The organism is Methylorubrum sp. GM97, from assembly GCF_024347855.1.
GTDB classification, from domain to species: domain Bacteria; phylum Pseudomonadota; class Alphaproteobacteria; order Rhizobiales; family Beijerinckiaceae; genus Methylobacterium; species Methylobacterium extorquens.
Map to the genome: position 1 here is coordinate 4565745 of NZ_AP025942.1, position 17353 is coordinate 4583097.

At 68.6% G+C, this 17353-nt stretch carries 16 protein-coding genes and 1 pseudogene; 4 read left to right on the plus strand and 13 right to left on the minus strand.

Features of this window, described 5'->3' with window-relative positions; genetic code table 11:
- Positions 1–71 precede the first annotated feature (71 nt).
- Positions 72–1811: an L-lactate permease gene (locus MSPGM_RS21315; protein ID WP_003601303.1), complete on the minus strand. Its 1740-nt coding sequence runs from the start codon at positions 1809–1811 to the stop codon at positions 72–74.
- 372 nt (positions 1812–2183) lie between these two features.
- Here MSPGM_RS21315 and MSPGM_RS21320 point away from each other — a divergent pair, with 372 nt between their 5' ends.
- Entirely contained in the window at positions 2184–3107 is a 924-nt protein-coding gene (locus MSPGM_RS21320) for a manganese catalase family protein (protein ID WP_261925905.1), read from the plus strand.
- 64 nt (positions 3108–3171) lie between these two features.
- Here the strand turns inward: MSPGM_RS21320 and MSPGM_RS21325 are convergent, their stop codons facing one another.
- The 5 genes from MSPGM_RS21325 to yajC form a co-directional block, all read right to left on the minus strand.
- On the minus strand, positions 3172–4068 hold the full coding sequence (locus tag MSPGM_RS21325; protein WP_003601301.1) for a phytoene/squalene synthase family protein: 897 nt from the start codon (positions 4066–4068) through the stop codon (positions 3172–3174).
- A gap of 133 nt (positions 4069–4201) precedes the next feature.
- Complete coding sequence (locus tag MSPGM_RS21330; protein WP_015857426.1) at positions 4202–4597, minus strand: Mth938-like domain-containing protein; 396 nt, start codon at positions 4595–4597, stop codon at positions 4202–4204.
- A gap of 124 nt (positions 4598–4721) precedes the next feature.
- Positions 4722–5666 carry a protein translocase subunit SecF gene (gene secF / locus MSPGM_RS21335; protein ID WP_003601299.1) on the minus strand — a complete coding sequence of 315 codons (945 nt, stop codon included), beginning with the start codon at positions 5664–5666 and terminating at the stop codon, positions 4722–4724.
- 100 nt (positions 5667–5766) lie between these two features.
- On the minus strand, positions 5767–7365 hold the full coding sequence (gene secD, locus MSPGM_RS21340) for a protein translocase subunit SecD (RefSeq protein WP_003601298.1): 1599 nt from the start codon (positions 7363–7365) through the stop codon (positions 5767–5769).
- A gap of 67 nt (positions 7366–7432) precedes the next feature.
- Positions 7433–7765, minus strand: a complete 333-nt coding sequence (gene yajC / locus MSPGM_RS21345) for a preprotein translocase subunit YajC (RefSeq protein ID WP_261925906.1) — start codon at positions 7763–7765, stop codon at positions 7433–7435.
- A gap of 485 nt (positions 7766–8250) precedes the next feature.
- On the opposite strand from yajC, the gene MSPGM_RS21350 reads away from it, so the two are divergent.
- On the plus strand, positions 8251–9141 hold the full coding sequence (locus MSPGM_RS21350; protein WP_003601294.1) for an ATP-binding protein: 891 nt from the start codon (positions 8251–8253) through the stop codon (positions 9139–9141).
- Between the two features lie 124 nt (positions 9142–9265).
- On the opposite strand, the gene MSPGM_RS21355 is transcribed toward MSPGM_RS21350, so the two are convergent.
- From MSPGM_RS21355 to serS, 4 genes are all read right to left on the minus strand, one after another.
- Positions 9266–10633: a murein hydrolase activator EnvC family protein gene (locus tag MSPGM_RS21355; RefSeq protein WP_043766529.1), complete on the minus strand. Its 1368-nt coding sequence runs from the start codon at positions 10631–10633 to the stop codon at positions 9266–9268.
- A 203-nt stretch (positions 10634–10836) separates the two neighbouring features.
- Positions 10837–11535: a protein-L-isoaspartate O-methyltransferase family protein gene (locus MSPGM_RS21360; protein WP_015857428.1), complete on the minus strand. Its 699-nt coding sequence runs from the start codon at positions 11533–11535 to the stop codon at positions 10837–10839.
- A gap of 24 nt (positions 11536–11559) precedes the next feature.
- The gene (surE, locus tag MSPGM_RS21365) at positions 11560–12324 is read right to left on the minus strand and encodes a 5'/3'-nucleotidase SurE (RefSeq protein ID WP_003605704.1); all 765 of its coding nucleotides are present in this window, start codon (positions 12322–12324) and stop codon (positions 11560–11562) included.
- A complete protein-coding gene (serS, locus tag MSPGM_RS21370; protein ID WP_003605706.1) occupies positions 12324–13610 on the minus strand; it encodes a serine--tRNA ligase in 1287 nt (428 codons plus the stop codon). The genes surE and serS overlap by 1 nt, the downstream gene beginning before the upstream one ends.
- Before the next feature lie 479 nt (positions 13611–14089).
- On the opposite strand from serS, the gene pqqA (MSPGM_RS21375) reads away from it, so the two are divergent.
- Both pqqA (MSPGM_RS21375) and pqqA (MSPGM_RS21380) read left to right on the plus strand, forming a co-directional pair.
- Positions 14090–14179, plus strand: a complete 90-nt coding sequence (gene pqqA / locus MSPGM_RS21375; RefSeq protein ID WP_015824334.1) for a pyrroloquinoline quinone precursor peptide PqqA — start codon at positions 14090–14092, stop codon at positions 14177–14179.
- 62 nt (positions 14180–14241) lie between these two features.
- Positions 14242–14331, plus strand: coding sequence for a pyrroloquinoline quinone precursor peptide PqqA (gene pqqA, locus MSPGM_RS21380; RefSeq protein WP_015857429.1), 90 nt, complete (start codon positions 14242–14244; stop codon positions 14329–14331).
- A 156-nt stretch (positions 14332–14487) separates the two neighbouring features.
- Here the strand turns inward: pqqA (MSPGM_RS21380) and ldtR are convergent, their stop codons facing one another.
- The 3 genes and pseudogenes from ldtR to MSPGM_RS21395 all read right to left on the minus strand — a co-directional run bounded on the left by ldtR (position 14488) and on the right by MSPGM_RS21395 (position 16791).
- A complete protein-coding gene (gene ldtR / locus MSPGM_RS21385) occupies positions 14488–15006 on the minus strand; it encodes a transcriptional regulator LdtR (protein ID WP_003605707.1) in 519 nt (172 codons plus the stop codon).
- 161 nt (positions 15007–15167) lie between these two features.
- On the minus strand, positions 15168–15635 hold the full coding sequence (locus MSPGM_RS21390) for a DUF6163 family protein (protein WP_003605709.1): 468 nt from the start codon (positions 15633–15635) through the stop codon (positions 15168–15170).
- Positions 15632–16791, minus strand: a pseudogene (locus tag MSPGM_RS21395) (enoyl-CoA hydratase/isomerase family protein). The gene MSPGM_RS21390 and the pseudogene MSPGM_RS21395 overlap by 4 nt, the downstream one beginning before the upstream one ends.
- Between the last annotated feature and the right edge of the window lie 562 nt (positions 16792–17353).

Consider the following 17353-nt stretch of genomic DNA (forward strand, 5'->3'; position numbering starts at 1 on the left):
TTCCGATCCACGAAAAAGCCCGCCCCGATCGCTCGGGGCGGGCTTCGTTTACGTGCCGTTGATCCGGCCGGTCAGTGCGCGGCGGGTGCCGTCGCGGCCGGGTGGATCACCATCTCGGTGAACGGGTAGACGTAGGCCTGGAGCATCACGAGGCCGCCGACGAGGCAGGCCAGCACGATCGAGTGCCAGAACACGAAGCGCAGGATCTTGCTCTCCTGGCCGAAATAGCCCGTCGCCGTCGAGGCCACGACGATCGACTGGGCGTCGATCATCTTGCCCATCACGCCGCCCGACGAGTTCGCCGAGGCCATGAGGATGCCCGACAGTCCGAGCTGCTCGGACGTGATCCGCTGCAGGCCGCCGAACAGCACGTTCGAGGCCGTGTCCGAACCCGTGAGCGCGACACCGAGCCAGCCCAGCAGCGTGCCGAAGAACGGGTAGAGGATGCCCGTGCCGGCGAAGGCGAGGCCGAGCGTGGCGTCGACGCCGGCGTAGCGGGTGAGCACGCCGAGGGCGAGCATCGCGGCGATGGTGATGAGCGAGTAGCGCAGCACCCAGATCGTCTCGAAATACGCCGTGACGAGGCGCACCGGCGAGAACCGCATGATGATGCCGGAGATGATCGCGGCGAACAGCACGCCCGTGCCGGTGTAGGACATGTAGGTGAAGTTGAAGATCGCGGCCTCGGCCTTCGGCGCGGCCTCCACCGGGGGCACCTTCATGATCATGTTGTGCAGGCCCGGCACCTCGTACTTCCACGAGAAGATCGGGTTGACGATGCCCTTGAACCAGCCGGTGCCCCAGATCGCCACGATGATCGAGAGGATGATCCACGGCACCCAGGCCATGAAGATCTCGCTCGACGAGGCGGTGCGGCCGCCGACATGCACCTTGGGCAGATCGCCGGGGACGCCCGCGCCGAGGGAGGCCGGGCGCGGCTCACCGTAGCCGACCGACGGGTCGTGGCCGCGCAGGGCGGGCGAGGTCCACAGCTGGGCCGGACGCCACACCTTCAGGAAGGCGACGAGGGCGGCCATCGAGACCAGCGAGGCGCCGATATCGACGATCCAGGGGTTGATGTAGTTCGAGATCAGGAACTGCGCCGCGGCAAACGAGATGCCGCAGACGGCGATCGGCGGCCAGATCGCGATCATGCCGCGGAAGCCCGCGAACACCCAGATCAGCCAGAACGGCACGATCACCGAGAAGAACGGCAGCTGACGGCCGATCATCGCGCCGAGGATGTAGGGGTCGTAGCCCGTCACCGAGGCCAGACCCTGCACCGGCGCGCCGAGTGCGCCGTAGGCGACGGGGGCGGTGTTGGCGATGAGCGAGAGGCCGGAGGCGGCCAGCGGCGAGAAGCCGAGCCCGATCAGGATGGCGCCGGTCACGGCCACCGGGGTGCCGAAGCCGCCCGCACCCTCGAAGAAGGCGCCGAAGGCGAAGGCGACCAGCAGGAGCTGGATGCGCCGGTCCTCAGTGATGCCGGCCACCGACTGCTGGAGAATCGCGAACCAGCCCTTCTCCACCGTCAGCCGGTAGAGGAAGATGACGTTGAGGATGATCCAGCCGATCGGGAACATGCCCGTGACGACGCCGAGGAGGGTCGCCCGGACGGCGAGGTCGGTTGGCATGCCGAAGGCTACCACCGCCACGAGGAAGGCGACGACGAGGGCGAGGATGGCGGCGATGTGCACCTTGATCTTGCCGCTCGCGATCATGCCGAGCAGGGCGATCACCGGCAGCGACGCCATGAAGGTCGAGAGCCATTGGCTCCCGAATGGATCGTAGACCTGATTCCAGGGTGTCACGGGCCTTGCTCCTCCCAGGCCCCGATCTTCCGCCGGGACCTTCTGGCACAGGGTGCTAGCAGAGCCGCTAGGCCCGCTCAACGCAAGGCATCATGTATTCAATCCCACGATCGACAGATGTTTTCTTGGTGACGCTTTTGCGCACCGCGACGCCGCGGCGCATGGCAGGTCCGGGGGCCGGAGCGGCCCGGCGTTAAACCTGCAACCGGTGCGTGGGGCCGGGAACAGAGCCCTTCGTCGCGCGGTTCCGACCGCACACCCAGTGCCCGACCGAACCTCCGACCATCGGGCCGATCCTGGCTGTGACGATGCTCGGGGCTTTCTGCGGCGCACGTTCCGGTGGTGACCGGCAGCAGCGAGAGGCCTCCTCCCATGTTCATGCGCGTCGACAAGCTACAAGCCGAGCTTCCCGCACCGAAACGGAAGGACCCCAACGCGGCCGCCGCGCTGCAGGAGTTGCTGGGCGGCAAATACGGCGAGATGTCCACGCTCGGGAACTACATGTTCCAGAGCTTCAATTTCCGCAGCAAGGACAAGCTCAAGCCGTTCTACAGCCTCGTCTCCAGCATCACGGCGGAGGAACTCGGCCACGTCGAGCTCGTGAGCAACGGCGTGGCCATGCTCAACAACGGGCCCGACAACGACGGCGACGAGACGGACGGGGGCGACATTTCGGGCGCGCCGTTCGAGGACATGAAGGACATCCGGCTTGCCGCGGCCTTCCTGTCGAACGGGGGTGGTTCGGCGCCGATCAACAGCAACGGCGCCTCGTGGAACAACGACTTCATCACCTCGACGGGCAATGTCGTCGTCGATCTCCTGCACAACTTCCACCTCGAATGCGGCGCACGGCTGCACAAGCTGCGGGTCTACGAGACCCTGTCCGACTCGACCGGTCGTGAGGTCTGCGGCTACCTGCTGGTGCGCGGCTCGGTCCACGCCCACGCCTACGCCCTGGCGCTGAAGCAGATCACCGGCGTCGATCTCGACAAGTTCCTGCCGACCCCGAACATCAACCTCGACAAGATCCCCGAGTGCCAGAAGTACCTGCAGGAGGGGTCGCATCGCCGGCTCTACACCTGGAGCCCGAACGATTACCGCGACATCGCCGGGATCTGGAACAGCAGCGAGCACGCCCTGCCGGGCGATCCCCCGGGCGAGCTGGAGATCGTGGAGGGCATGCCCGACGGCGGCAAGATCCACCAGCTCACCGGCATCCCCTCGGCCTTCGCGCCCGATTATGCGCCGGAGGAGATGTTCGAGATCGCCCAGAAGCTGACGAAGAAGGCGCGCTGACGCCCCGCCCCATCGACCTCCTCCCCTTCGCGGGGAGGAGCTTCTATAAGTGTGTGAAACGTCTCTATCGCCCCGTGCGCGCCGCCCGCCACAGCCGCCACAGGCGGCGCCAGCGGGGGATCTCGATCACGCTGTTGAGCGGATCGTAGCCGGCCCGCTCCATCGCCGCGAGATAGGGCTCGACCAGCGCCGTCGGCAGGAAGGCGGGACGGGCCGCCGGAGCGATGGTGCCGCGGGCCGCCTCGTAGGCGGCAAGGTGGCGCCGTGCCAGCGCCCGCAATTCGGCGCAGGTGCGCACGAGGCCCGGCCCGCCGCGGCCCGAGACGATGTCCTCGCGCGTGACCCCGTTCTGGCGCAGCAGGTCGCCGGGCAGGTAGACCTGTCCCTGACGCGCGTGCCACGGCAGCGCCCGCAACAGGCCGGTGATGCCGTAGGCGACGCCCGCATGGCCGGCGGCCGCCGCGCCACCGGGCTCGGCCCCGTCGGCGAGCACCAGCCCGGAAAGGCGGATCAGCGCCGAGGCGGTCTCGCCGCAATAGCCCTCCAGATCGTTCACCCGCGGCATCGGATCGTCGTAGAGGTCGAAGACGCGGGCATCGATCAGGTCGACGAAGGGCTGGCGCCCGAGGCGGCGCGTGACGATCGCATCGTCCAGGGCTGCGGCGACGGGATTGGCCCGGACGTCGCCGCGCGCCTCCCCCTGGAGCGCGTCCCGCCACCATTGCAGGCGGATCTCCCCCGCCATCGGGTTCGAGGCCGCCTCGCGGACGCGGGCGATGGTCAGGCTGAAAGCGGAGAGCGCGAAGAGGTGCGGCCGGAAGGCGGCGGGCGCGAACAGGGCCGCGAAGTAGCGGTCCGGGTCGCTCTCGCGCACCAGTTCCTCGCAATGCCGGAAGGCGAAGGCGAGTCCGCCGTTGCCGGCCTCCGGGCTCGTCTCGGTTCGGGTCTCGGGGCGCGTCATGGAGCGGGGCTCACGCGGCGTTCGGAACTTAAAGCGCTTTCCGACGAAGTGGATGCCGGTTCGTCGAAAGAAAGCGCGACAAAACAAGGACCTAGAGCCATGCCCGGCCTGATGCAATCAGCCGGGCATGGCTCTAGACGGCGATCAGCGCGGCCGCGACCTTGCGGTTCTCGGCCATCAGGATGTTGTAGGTCCGTGCGGCCGCTCCCGTCTGCATCGTGTCCAGGCCGATGCCTGCGGCCTTGAGGCGCTGGCGCAAAGTTTCGGGCAGGAACACGATCTCGGCGCCGGTGCCGATCAGGAGCAATTCGATCCCCTCGGCCTCGGCGAGCACCGGGCCGAGGCTCGTCCCATCGATGCCGGTGGGCTCGTTCACCTCCCAGGCGCGCACGCCGGAGGGCAGCAGCAGGATCGAGCCCCGGTGGGACATCTGCCCGAAGCGGAAGCCGCCATTGCCGTAGGCGTCGATGCCGTGGCGGCCGGGTAGGAAGCCGTCGTGGATCTGCCCGGGGATTCGTCCCTCGCTCACGCCATGCCTCCGCTCGCCCGCATTCCGTACCGGAGGATGTCGGAAGCGCGGGCGCCCCTCTCAACCGCCGGGGCGGAGAAAGACGTCCCGGACCGGTCTCGCGCCTCCCGCCGCACGCCGCGCCCTACTCGGCCGCCTGCGGCAGGCCGGACTCGCGCTGCGACGCCTTCGCACCGGACAGGCGCAGGCCGATATAGATCAGCGACGGGGTCGAGACGAAGATCGCGGAGTAGGTGCAGATCACCACGCCGCAGAGCATCACCACGGCAAAGCCCTTGATCGCCTCGCCGCCGAACAGCACCAGCGCCACCAGCGACAGGGTGGTGGAGAGCGAAGTCATCACCGTGCGCGACATGGTGGAGTTGATCGAGAGGTTGAGGAGTTCCACCACCGGAATCGTCTTGTAGCGGCGCATCAGCTCGCGGGTCCGGTCGAACACCACCACCGTCTCGTTGAGCGAGTAGCCGACGATGGTGAGGATCGCCGCGATCGAGGTCATGTTGAACTCGATGCGGGTGATGATGAACACGCCGACCGTCAGCACGATGTCGTGCAAGGTACCGACGATGGCGCCGAGCGCCAGCTCCCGCTCGAAGCGGAACCACAGGTAGAGCAGCACCGCCAGCACCGAGAGCACGACGCCGATCGTGCCGGACTGCACGAGTTCGCCCGAGACGCGCGGCCCCACGGTCTCGGTGCGGCGGAAATCGTAGCTCGCGTCGAAGGCGGCGTGCGCCTTCTGCATCACCGCGGTCTGGCCCTGCTCGCCGGCCTGGAGCGGGAAGCGCACCAGCACCTGACCCTCGCCGCCGAGTTCCTGCACCTCGGTCTCGCCGAAGCCGAACCCGTTGGCGGTGTGGCGGATCTCGGCGACGTCCGCTTTCTGCCCGGCCTTGGCCTGAAGCTCGACCAGGGTGCCGCCCTTGAAGTCGATGCCGTAATTGAGCCCGACGGTGATGAACAGCACCAGGGTCACGACCGACATCACCGCCGAGAGCGGGAAGGTGACGCGCCGGAACCGCATGAAGTCGAAATGCGATTCGTCGGGCCAGAGGCGTAGCAGGCGCATGGTCGGTCTCGAAGCGAAGGGGGCGCTCCGAGCGCATCCCCTGAGATTTCAGCTTTCGCGCGGCCAGTGGGCCGCGCCGGGAACGAGGCGGCGGCGCCCCCTAGAACGGCAGGGCCTTGGGCCGGAACCAGTTGTACCACAGCGCGATCATCATGCGCGTCAGCGTCACGGCGGTGATGACGGTGGTGAGGATGCCGAGGATGAACACCACGGCGAAGCCCTTCACCGGGCCCGAGCCCATGAAGAACAGGAGCAGGGCGGCGATCGCCATGGTCGAGTTCGAGTCGATGATGGTGGCGAACGCCCGGTCGAAGCCGGCCTGAAGCGCCGAGACCAGGGAGCGGCCGCCGCGGGCTTCCTCGCGCATGCGCTCGTAGATCAGCACGTTCGAATCGACCGCCGTGCCGATGGTGAGCACGATACCGGCGATGCCCGGCAGCGTCATCGTCGCCTCCAGCACCGACATCAAGCCGAGGATCAGGCCGACGTGCACGATCAGGGCGATGTTGGCGATGAAGCCGAAAGTGCCGTAGGTCGCGAACATGAAGGCGATGACGAGGCCGCCCGCGACCAGGGTCGCCATCTTGCCGGCCTCGATCGAGTCGCGGCCGAGGCCGGGGCCGACGACGCGGCGCTCGACCACGGTGAGCTTGGCCGGCAGCGCGCCGGCCCGCAGCAGCACCGAGAGGTCGTTGGCGTCCTTGACAGTGAAGTTCCCGGTGATCTGGCCGGTGCCGCCGGTGATCGCCGAGCGGATCACCGGGGCCGACTGGATCACGTTGTCGAGCACGATCGCCATGCGCCGGCCGACATTCTCCGAGGTCGCCTGACCGAAGCGCTGGGCGCCACGCAGGTTGAACTTGAAGCTCACCATCGGCTCGTGGGTCTGCGGGTCGAAGGCGGGCTGGGCGTCGGTGAGATCGCTGCCATCGGCCATGACGCGGCGCTCGACCGGCACCTTGGCGCCGCCCTCGTCCTTCGAGGCCAGCATGTCGACGTCGCCGGAGGGCGAATCGGCCAGCATCCGGAATTCGAGCTTGGCGGTCTTGCCGAGCTGGTCCTCCAGCTCCTGCGGGTTCTGCAGGCCCGGCACCTGGACGAGGATGCGGCTGGCGCCCTGCTGCTGGATCGACGGCTCCTTGGTGCCGCCGAAATCGATGCGCTTGCGCACGACCTCGATCGCTTGGCTGACCGCACGGCGGGTGCGGTCGTTGATGCCGGCCTCGGTGAGGACGATCTGGATCGTGCCGTTCTCGGCCTCGTTGACCGTGAGGGTCTGGCCGCCGGCGGCGAGCGGGTTGTTGATGGGGGCTGCGAGTTCGCGCAGCTTCGGCATCACCTTCGCGCGGGCCGCTGCATCGGGGATGCGCAGCTCGACGCCGCGGTTGATGACGCGGATGCCGCCCTCCGGCGAAACCGCGGCCTCGCGCAGGATGCGGCGCACGTCGTCGCGCAGGCCGGTGACCATCGAGCGGACGAGGTCGGGCTGATCGATCTCCAGCAGGATCTGCGAGCCGCCCTGGAGGTCGAGACCGAGCACGATCGCCCGGGTCGGCACCATCCATTGGATCGATTTCGGCAGCGCGTTGACGAAGGCCTCGCGCTGCTCCTTCGAGAAGAAGCTCGGCACTGCGAGGCTCAGACCGATCAGGATGATGGCCAGGGTCGCGAAAATCTTGGTTCTCGAGAAGCGCAACATCCGCCCGGTTCCGACTGGGTTTACCGAAAGGTGCCGGGCCTGTGCGCCGGCACCCTCATGTGACCTCTCAGGAGGCCTTGACCGGGGCGCCCTTGACGCGAACCTCGGAGATCATCGAACGGACCACCTTCACGCGCACGTTCGGGGCGATCTCGACCTCGATCTCGGTGGCGTAGTCCGCGACCTTCGTGACGCGGCCGACGAGGCCGCCCGTGGTCACGATGGTGTCCTCGCGGCGCACGTTCTTCACCATGTTCTGGTGATCCTTGAGCCGGCGCTGCTGCGGGCGCAGGATCAGGAAATACATGATCACGAAGATCAGGACGAAGGGCACGAACTGCAACGCGACATCCGCGCCGCTTCCGGCACCGACTCCTTGCGCGAAGGCGGGGGTGATCAACGCGAGAAACTCCTGATCGAGGGCAGACGGCCCGTGAGGCCCGGCGGGACCGGTGCCTTGCGACGACGGGCTTGTCAAAACCGGCTTGCCGAAAGCGACTTGCCAAAAAGAGACATGCCAGGACCGGCGGGCCAGATCTGACCTGCCGGAAAGCGCGCGGACTATAGCGACGGGCGATTCGAAAGCAACGGCGGGTGATGCATCCGCAGGGCAATCGCTTCGAAGCCGCTCGGGCGGCTTCGAAGCGCGAAGAGCGCCGCGCGGAGCGGGCTTTTCGGGGCGCGAGCCCCGGACAGCATCGAGCGGAGCGACAGCCTGAGGCCGCGGAGGCGGCCGCTGGCGCTTGAGGCCGTCGTAAAATCAGGGCGAAGCCCTGGGATGCATCCGGGCCGGCGCCGCCGCGGTTCCCCTTTCTTTCGACCTTCGCCTACAAGGCGCCACCTCAACGAGGGCGGCCGCCCTCCCCCGCAACCGGACCCGAGATCATGGCTTCAGAGCCGACGCCTGCCGACCCCATTCCGAATCTCCTGCCGCTTCTGGAGCGGATCGCCGCAGCCCTGGAGCGCGCCGCCCCGCCCACCGTCCCGAAGGTGGATACGAGCGCCGCCGACGCCTTCCTGTGGGGGCCCGAGCGGCGGCTGATCCCGGTGCCGCGGGTCAACCGCGTCGAGATCGGCCTCCTCACCGGCATCGACCGGGCCCGCGACACCCTGGTGGAGAACACCGAGCGCTTCGCCCGCGGATTGCCGGCCAACAACGCCCTGCTCTGGGGCGCGCGCGGCATGGGCAAGTCCTCGCTGGTCAAGGCGGCCCATGCCGAGATCAACGCCCGCCGGCCGGAGGGCGCGCTGCCGATGAAGCTCGTGGAGATCCACCGCGAGGACATCGAGGCTTTGCCCGAGCTGATGAGCCTGCTCCGGAACGACCCGCACCCCTGGCTGGTGTTCTGCGACGACCTCTCGTTCGATGCCGACGACACCTCGTACAAGTCGCTCAAGACGGCGCTCGACGGCGGCATCGAGGGACGGCCGGGCAACGTGCTGTTCTACGCGACCTCGAACCGGCGCCACCTGCTCGCCCGCGAGATGGTCGAGAACGAGCGCTCCACCGCGATCAATCCCGGCGAGGCGGTGGAGGAGAAGGTCTCCCTCTCCGACCGCTTCGGCCTCTGGCTCGGCTTCCACAAATGCAGCCAGGACGAATATCTGGCGATGATCCGCGCCTATGTGGAGCGCTACGCGCTCGATGTGGAGCCGGACCGGGTGCGGGCCGAGGCGCTCGAATGGGCCACCACCCGCGGCTCACGCTCCGGGCGCACCGCGTTCCAGTTCATCCAGGATCTCGCCGGACGGTTGGGTCAGCGGCTCGACGGGTAGTCATTCCGCATATCCCCTCTCCCCGCACGCGGGGAGAGGGGCATGCCGGCCGCGCTGACGAGACCCAAAACGAAAAGGGCGGCTCCGTGGGGAGCCGCCCTTTGTCTGCGAGGATCGGAAAAGATCAGCCGCCGAGATGGGGCATCGGATCGACCGGGGTCGCGCCCTTGCGCAGCTCGAAGTGGAGCTGGGGCGAGGTGACGTTGCCGGTGGCGCCGGACTTGGCGATGGTCTGGCCGCGCTTCACCTTCTCGCCGGGGCGCACGTCCAGCTCGCCGTTATGGGCGTAGGCCGAGACGTAGCCGTTGTTGTGCCGCACCAGCACCAGCTTGCCGTAGCCCTTCACGTCGGAGCCGGCATAGGCCACGGTGCCGTCCTCGGCGGCCTTGACCGGCGTACCCTCGGGCACGGCGATGTTGATGCCCTCGTTGCCGGACGAGCCGTAGGCATTGATGATGCGGCCCTTGGCCGGCCAGCGGAACGACTCGGCCGCGGCCTGCGGGGCGGCAGCAGGGATCGGGGCGGAGGCGTCGGCGCTGGCGACCTTCACGGGGGCAGCCGGTGCCGCTTCCTTCGCGGACGCCTTGGCGGCCTCCTTGCTCTCCTTGGCAGCGGCCTTCGCGGCCGTTTCCGCGGCGCGGGCCTCAGCGAGCTTCTTGGCGGCGTCCGCCTTGGCCTGCTTGGCGTCGGCTTCGGCCTTGCGGGCGGCTTCCGCCTTCGCCGCTTCCTTCGCGGCTTCCTTGGCCGCATCCTTCGGATCGACCTTCGGCTCGGCCTTGGCGACCTTCTCGGCGCCCTTCTGGCCCGGACGCGGATGCTTGGCCGCCTCCGCCGCCTTCTTCGCCTCGGCCGCCTTGGCGTCGGCGAGCTTCTTCGACTGCGCCGCCTTTTCCGCGGCCTTGGCTTCGGCCGCCTTGGCCTCGGCGACCTTGGCGGCGGCAACCTGCCGCTCGGCGTCGCGGCGGGCCTCGGCCGCCTTCGCGGCAGCGGCTTCGGCGGCGCGCTTCTCCGCTGCCTTCTCAGCCGCCTTGTCGACGGGCTTGCCGAACTGGAGCTTGGGCTGCGGCGCCGGGGCGGAGGCACGCGGCGTCATCGCGCGGCCCGCATCGGGGTTCAGGCCGGCCACGTTGCTCGCCATGCCGCCGGAGATCGGCTCGGCCGTCGCGACGCGGGTCACGGTCCGGGGCGCGGCCGGGGCGGCACTGACCGCGCCGGGGCGCGGCGACAGGGCCGGGCCGGGAGCGGGCAGCGCCTGGGACTGGATGCGCGGCGTGCGGATCGCTGGCGCCGGCGCCATCTCGCCCTCGACGCCGTCGTTCGGCAGGCTGCCGGTGGCCGAGGGCTCACCCGTCAGCGACGCGAACGGGTTGGTGAAGGGATCGCCGAGACGCGAGGCGTCCGACGAACAAGCAGCGGTGCCACCGCCGATCATACCGATGAGGGCGAAGCGCGACAGCGTCCTCAAGCCCAGTATTTTCCCCCGAACCCGCATCGACGCACCCGCTTAAACACTGACGCAACGTGATGAGCTATTCAAACGGGATTCAGGTTAAGCAACCGTTCCCGAGATCGTCGCGGGGATCGGATTCACGCGGGTTCCGTAAAGGTTGAGGGAGTCTGGCAACGGGGCCGATCACGCGTCCGAGCGGGCGAGACCGCCCCTCGACGCGCACGCGCCGAACTGTTGCCGAGCCGCTACGGCGCCAGCGCACGGCCCGGCGTCATGGGGCCGAGGCGCAGCGCCGCCCCTTCCGTCCGGGCGTAGGCGGCGGCGCTGTCGCGGGTCAGCGTCACGAGCCGGCTCCCCCGCCCGGTCCAATAGCCCGCCACCAGCCGGCCGCCGGATTTGAGCGCGGCGGGGAGGTGCGGCGGCAGCGCGGCGAGACTGCCGTTGACGAGGATGCGGTCGTAGCTTCCGCCCCGTACGACTTCGGGCGCGAGCCCGTCATTGGTCTCGACGGTGACGTCGGAAAGGTCGCGCCCCAGATGCGCCCGCGCCGCGCGGGCGAGCCCCTCGTAGCGCTCCAGGCTGCGCACATGGGCGGCCCCGAGCCGCACCAGCAGGGCGGTGACGTAGCCCGTGCCGGTGCCGACCTCCAGCACGCGCTGGCCGGGTACGAGGTCGAGGGCGCCGAGCATCTGCGCGACGATGCTCGGCGCGGTCATGGTCTGACCGCAGGCGAGCGGCAGGGCGATGTCGCGCCGCGCATGGGGGCGCAGGGCCGGCGGCGCGAAGCGCTCGCGCGGGACCTGTTCCATCGCCCGCAGCACGGCGGTGTCGCGCACGCCCCGCTCGCGCAGGGCCAGCACGAAGGCGGCGTTGCCGGTCGCCTCCGCCAGCCCCGCGGACAGCCGTTCGGCCCGTTCGTCGGGCTCTCCGGCCTCAGGCGGCATGAGGGCCCGGACGGCCGCCCCCGCTCACGCCCGGAACGCCGCGGCGAAGCGGGTCAGTTCCGGCTCGTCGGTGAGGTCGAGCCGCAGCGGCGTCACCGAGATGCGGTTCTCGGCGATCGCCTTGAGATCGGTGCCGTTGCCGGGCTCGAACCGCGCCTTGGCGAAGGCGAGCCAGAAATAGGGGTTGCCGCGCCCGTCGTGGCGGGCATCGATCTGCAGGAGCGCCTGATTGCGCTGGCCCTGCGCCGAGACCGCCACGCCCTGCACGTCTTCCGGCTCGCAATCGGGGAAGTTGACGTTGACGAGGATGCCGGGCTCGATGCCGATCTCCAGGATCTTCTCGATCACCCGCGGCCCGTGCGTGGCGGCGCAGGCCCATTTCAGGTTGGCCCGCCCGCCCGCGCCGTAGGCCTGGCTCAGCGCGATCGAGCGGATACCGAGGATCGTGCCCTCCATCGCCCCGGCGATGGTGCCGGAATAGGTCACGTCCTCGGCCACGTTCTGGCCGCGGTTGACCCCCGAGAGCACGAGGTCGGGTTTGTGGTCCTTGAGGATGTGGGCCACCCCCATGATGATGCAGTCCGAGGGCGTGCCCTTCACCGCGAAGCGCTTTTCCCCGATTTGGCGCAGGCGCAGCGGATCGTTGAGCGAGAGCGAGTGCGACACGCCCGACTGATCGGTCTCGGGCGCGACCACCCAGACATCGTCGCTGAGCGCGCGGGCGATGCCTTCCAGCGTCTCCAGGCCCGGCGCGTGGATGCCGTCGTCGTTGGTGACCAGGATGCGCATCAGTTCTTCGGTCCCTCGATCCGGGTGAGGCCGCCCATGTAGGGCTGGAGCGCCGACGGGATCGTGACGCTGCCGTCGGGATTCTGGTAGTTCTCCATCACGGCGATCAGCGCGCGGCCGACCGCGACGCCCGAGCCGTTCAGGGTGTGGACGAAGCCGACCCCCCTGCCCTCCTTGGCCCGGTAACGCGCATTCATCCGCCGCGCCTGGAACTCGCCGCAGACCGAGCAGGACGAAATCTCGCGGTATGTCTGCTGGCCCGGCACCCAGACCTCGATGTCGTAGGTTTTCTGGGAGGCAAAGCCCATGTCACCGGTACACAGCGTCATGACGCGATAGGTGAGATCGAGCTTCTGCAGCACGGCCTCGGCGCAGGCGAGCATCCGCTCGTGCTCCTCGGCCGACTTTTCGGGGGCGGTGATCGAGACCAGCTCGACCTTGTTGAATTGGTGCTGGCGCAGCATGCCGCGGGTGTCGCGCCCCGCCGCCCCGGCCTCCGCGCGGAAGCAGGGGGTGAGCGCGGTGAAGCGCAAGGGAAGCTCGTCCTCCGCGAGGATGCTTTCGCGCACGAGGTTGGTGAGCGGGACTTCCGCCGTGGGGATCAGCCAGAAATTCTCGCCCGCCGCGAACTGATCATCGCGGAACTTCGGCAATTGCGCCGTGCCGAACATCGCTTCCTCACGCACGAGGACCGGCGGCACCACCTCGGTATAGCCGTGCTCGCCCGTGTGCAGGTCGAGCATGAACTGGCCGAGCGCCCGCTCCAGCCGGGCAAGCTGGCCCTTCAGCACGACGAAGCGGGAGCCGGAGAGTTTCGCGGCCGCCTCGAAATCCATCAGGCCGGTGGCCTCGCCGAGCTCGAAATGCTGACGCCCTTGCGTCAGGCGCTCACGGGACGAATCGAAGCGGCGGTACTCGACATTGCCGTGCTCGTCAGCGCCGGGGGGCACGTCGTCCTTCGGACGGTTCGGGATCGCGGCGAGACGCTCGTCGAGGGCCTTGGCTGCCTCCCCCTGCGCGGCTTCGAGGCCCGGTGCCTCTTCCTTCAGGCGGGCGACCTCGGCCATAAGCTCGGTCGCACGGGCCTCGTCCTTGGCCTTCTTGGCGGCGCCGATCTCCTTTGACAGCGCGTTGCGCCGCTCCTGGGCCGCCTGCGCGGCCGAAACCGCACCCTTGCGCGCGTCGTCGAGGGCGATCAGCTCGGCGCTGAGGGGCGCGAGGCCACGCCGCTCCAGATCGCGGTCGAAGGCCTCCGGGTTCTCGCGGATGGCGCGGATGTCGTGCATTTCGGGGCTCTTGAGGTCTTGTGCGCGCGAGGGCCCCGCTTTGCCGCATCGCCCCCGGCATCACAAGAGCGGGTGCGTCGGCAGGCGCTCCGGCCGAGGCTGGCCTTTCGCGCGCCGGCCCCTGCCCGGAGCGTCGGACTTCCGATAAATTTGGTCGGGAGAAACCGGCAAAAGCGCGTGCGCGCCGTTCGGCCGGATGCGCTTGTGGATCGCGGCGATCGGCACCATATCCTTGAAAGACCAGCACTTTTCCGCGCATTCGGCAGAAATATGCCGCTCTTGGGCGTCAGCTTGGGCGTTTCTGAGAGCAATCTATGAGAAATATAAGTGTAGGGCCCGCTTGAATTGCGCCCAACGGATTGTCTATATCAAGGGCGTCGAACACGAGGGACCCGGTGAACGAGCGGCCCACCTCAGTTCGAGGTCGAGCCGGTCGAAAGACCGATCTTCGTATTCAAAACTTTACCAGGAGACACGCCATGAAGTGGTCTGCCCCCATCGTTGCCGAGATCTGCGTCGGCATGGAAGTCACCTCCTACGAGTCCGCCGAGATCGACACCTTCAACTAAGAAGGCGTCGCCAGCCTCAGGCTGGTTCGGTTTCACCAATTTTGTCTATCAGGAGAAACGTCATGAAGTGGTCCGCTCCCGTCGTTGCCGAGATCTGTGTCGGCATGGAAGTCACCTCCTACGAGTCCGCTGAGATCGACACCTTCAACTAAGAAGGCGTCGCCGGACTCGATCCGGTGAGAACGGGGGCGCGGCCTGAGAGGGCGGCGCCCTTTTCGTTTGCTTCTGACGCGGCGAAAAGCAGGAAGGCCGGAGGGTTCGCGACAGAACCCTCCGGCCTTCCTGCTTTCGGTGTCCCGGTGCCTTGCTCAGAGACGGTAGCGGATCTGGTCGGTCCAGAAGCGCTCCAGGCGGGAGAGCGCTTGGTTGAGGCGGCCGAAATCGTCCTCGGAGATGCCGCCGATCGGCTGGATCGTGCGGGCGTGCTTGTCGTAGAGGCCCTGGATCAGGTCGTGGATCTCGCGGCCCTTCGGCGTCAGGCTGATGCGCACCGAGCGCCGGTCGGTCTTGGAGCGGGCGTGGTGGAGGAAGCCGGCCTCGACGAGCTTCTTGACGTTGTAGGACACGTTCGAGCCGAGATAGTAGCCCTTCGAGCGCAGCTCGCTCGCGGTCAGCTCCTTGTCACCGATGTTGTAGAGCAGCAGCGCCTGGACGCTGTTGACGTCCTCGCGGCCGCGCCGGTCGAACTCGTCCTTGATCACGTCGAGGAGGCGGCGGTGCAGCCGCTCCACGAGGTGCAGCGCCTCGAGGTAGGAGCCGGCGGCACCCTGAAGCTCCGGGGCGGCGTCGGTGGTCTTGAGGGCGGTGTTGGCGGCCTTCGTGCTCATCGTGGTGCCTTCCTGTCGGTTCGGTCCGGCTCTTGCTGGCCGGCATCGCTTATGAGGTGAACCTAAGCCGCACCGATGAAAGCCGATTTAAGCGACAGGATGAACTCGCGATTTACTTCTGTCGGTAAATGCAAAATGAAACGATGATGTTGACCTCTTGTTCAGCCTACATCGCGCGCTGCCAGCCAGGATAACACGAAGTAAACAGCGACAATGCTTGCCTGCACTGCGATCACCGGCACCGGCATCGGCAGGAGCTGCGGTGTCAGCAGCGCCAGCGTCAGGGCCGAGGTCGCGGCGAGCAGCCAGACCACGCCGCCCCAGGCGCTCGTCAGCCACAGGCCGACCGCCGCCACGAAGTCGATCACCGCGAAATAGACGATCGCCGATTGGCGTCCCATCGGCAGTTCGGCGAACGGCGTCCGGCCGGGAATCAGGTCGAGGATCTCGCCCCAGGTCGCGAGTCCCTTGACCAGCCAGACCAGCGCGGTGATGCGCATGAACCAGACCAGCACCACGTCCCAGCGGGTCTGCGCCCGCGGCGCGGTGCCCTCGATGCGGTCGCCGGCTCCGGCGCTCGGGCGTCCGCGCCCGTCGAGGGTCGAGCCGACCTTGGCGAGCGCCCTCACGTCCGGGCCTCCGCGGCGGCCGACGCTTCATGCGGGCCCTGGCTGCCGTCGAAGAGCGGCTCGGGGCCGTCGAGCGGGCCGAACGCGGCCTCGATCGCCCCGGCATCGACCGCGTCCAGGGTCGCGGGCTGCCAGGCCGGCCGGTTGTCCTTGTCGATGATCACCGCCCGCACACCCTCGTAGAAATCGTGCCCGCGCATCACCCGCTCGCACAGCCGGTACTCGGCGAGCATCGCCTCGGCAAAGCTCAAGTCGGCCCCGCGGCGCATCTGCGCCAGGGCGATGGTCAGGCTGGTGGGCGAGCGGGTGCGGATCGTCGCCGCGGTCGCGCCGGCAAAAGCGGAGCCGTCCCGCGCTGCCGCGTCGAGCCGGGCGAGCACCTCCGTTACGGTGTCGGCGGAGAAGCACGTATCGATCAGCGTTCGCTCGGCGACGAGGGGGCCGGTCTCCGTCCCCGGCGCATCGAGGCCGTCGAAGGCGCGGGCGATCGCCCCTCCCCCGCCAGCCGCTCGATGATGGTCTCGAAATCCTCCGCCCGCGCCGCGTGGGTCGCAAGTCCGACGGCGAGCGCGTCGCCCGCGCCGATCCGTGCGCCCGTCAGCGCGAGGTAGCGCCCGGTGTAGCCGGGCAGGCGCGGCAGGGCGTAGGTCGCGCCGACATCGGGGAAGAAGCCGATGCCGGTCTCGGGCATGGCGAAGCTGTAGTTCTCGGCGGCGACCCGTACGTCGCCGTGCAGCGAGATGCCGACGCCGCCGCCCATCACGATCCCTTCGATCAGGGCGATGTAGGGCTTCGGGTAGGACTTCACGGCGGCGTCGAGCCAGTATTCCCCGCGCCAGAACGCCATCACGTCGGCATGGCGCCCGGCCTTGCCGAGGGCCTGGATCTGGCGGATATCGCCGCCCGCGCAGAAGGCGCGCCCGCCCGAGCCGCGCACCACGATCCGGCTGACCCGCGCATCCCCCGCCCAGGCCCGGAGCTGCCGGTGCATCGCCTCCACCATCGGCAGGGTGAGGGCATTGAGCGCCTTCGGCCGTGTCAGGGTGATCAGCCCGGCCTCGCCGCGGGTCTCGAACACGATCTCGGGCTCGGCCGACGGCTCACGCACGTCCCGTTGCGCGACCCCTTGCTGCAAGGCCTGTTGCCCACCCGACATTCCGCGCTCCACCGCCGCGCTCTCCTTCGCCGCATCGTCACCCGAGCGGATGCCCGCCGTTTCGAAGCCGGGCTCTATGCCCGGAGGCTTTGCATCCGGGGCATTGCGCGGCCCTCTTAGACGAACTCCCGGGTGGGGCGTCAACGCGGAGCGTGCGACGGCGCCGAACCGCATCGACCGCCTCACGAGGCTCCTCGGGAAACGGGCCCTTCGCCAGGATCTGCACGCGCGGGGGCTTCTCTCTCGGCACCGTTCGGGGGCGCTCCGTCGATGTCCGGCAGTCGGGCCTTGGGACGGAGCCGGTCGCATTCGGCGGCCTGCGGCAACGGCACCTTTCGAGCCCGAATTCGGATGTGCTAGGGCACGGCCCGAAAAGGTGGAAACCGGCCTGTCCGAGTGGGCGATGCAAGGGCAAGAGGCTTGAGCATCGTCGATGGCCGCGCGTTCTGGGGCGCTTTCCTCACCCCTTCGTCTTGGGGCAAACCTCCGGTCGCGGGAGGGTTGCCGGGGGATGCGAATCCGGAATGCCCGCCCCGAGCCATCGCCGCCGGGCTTGCGGTCG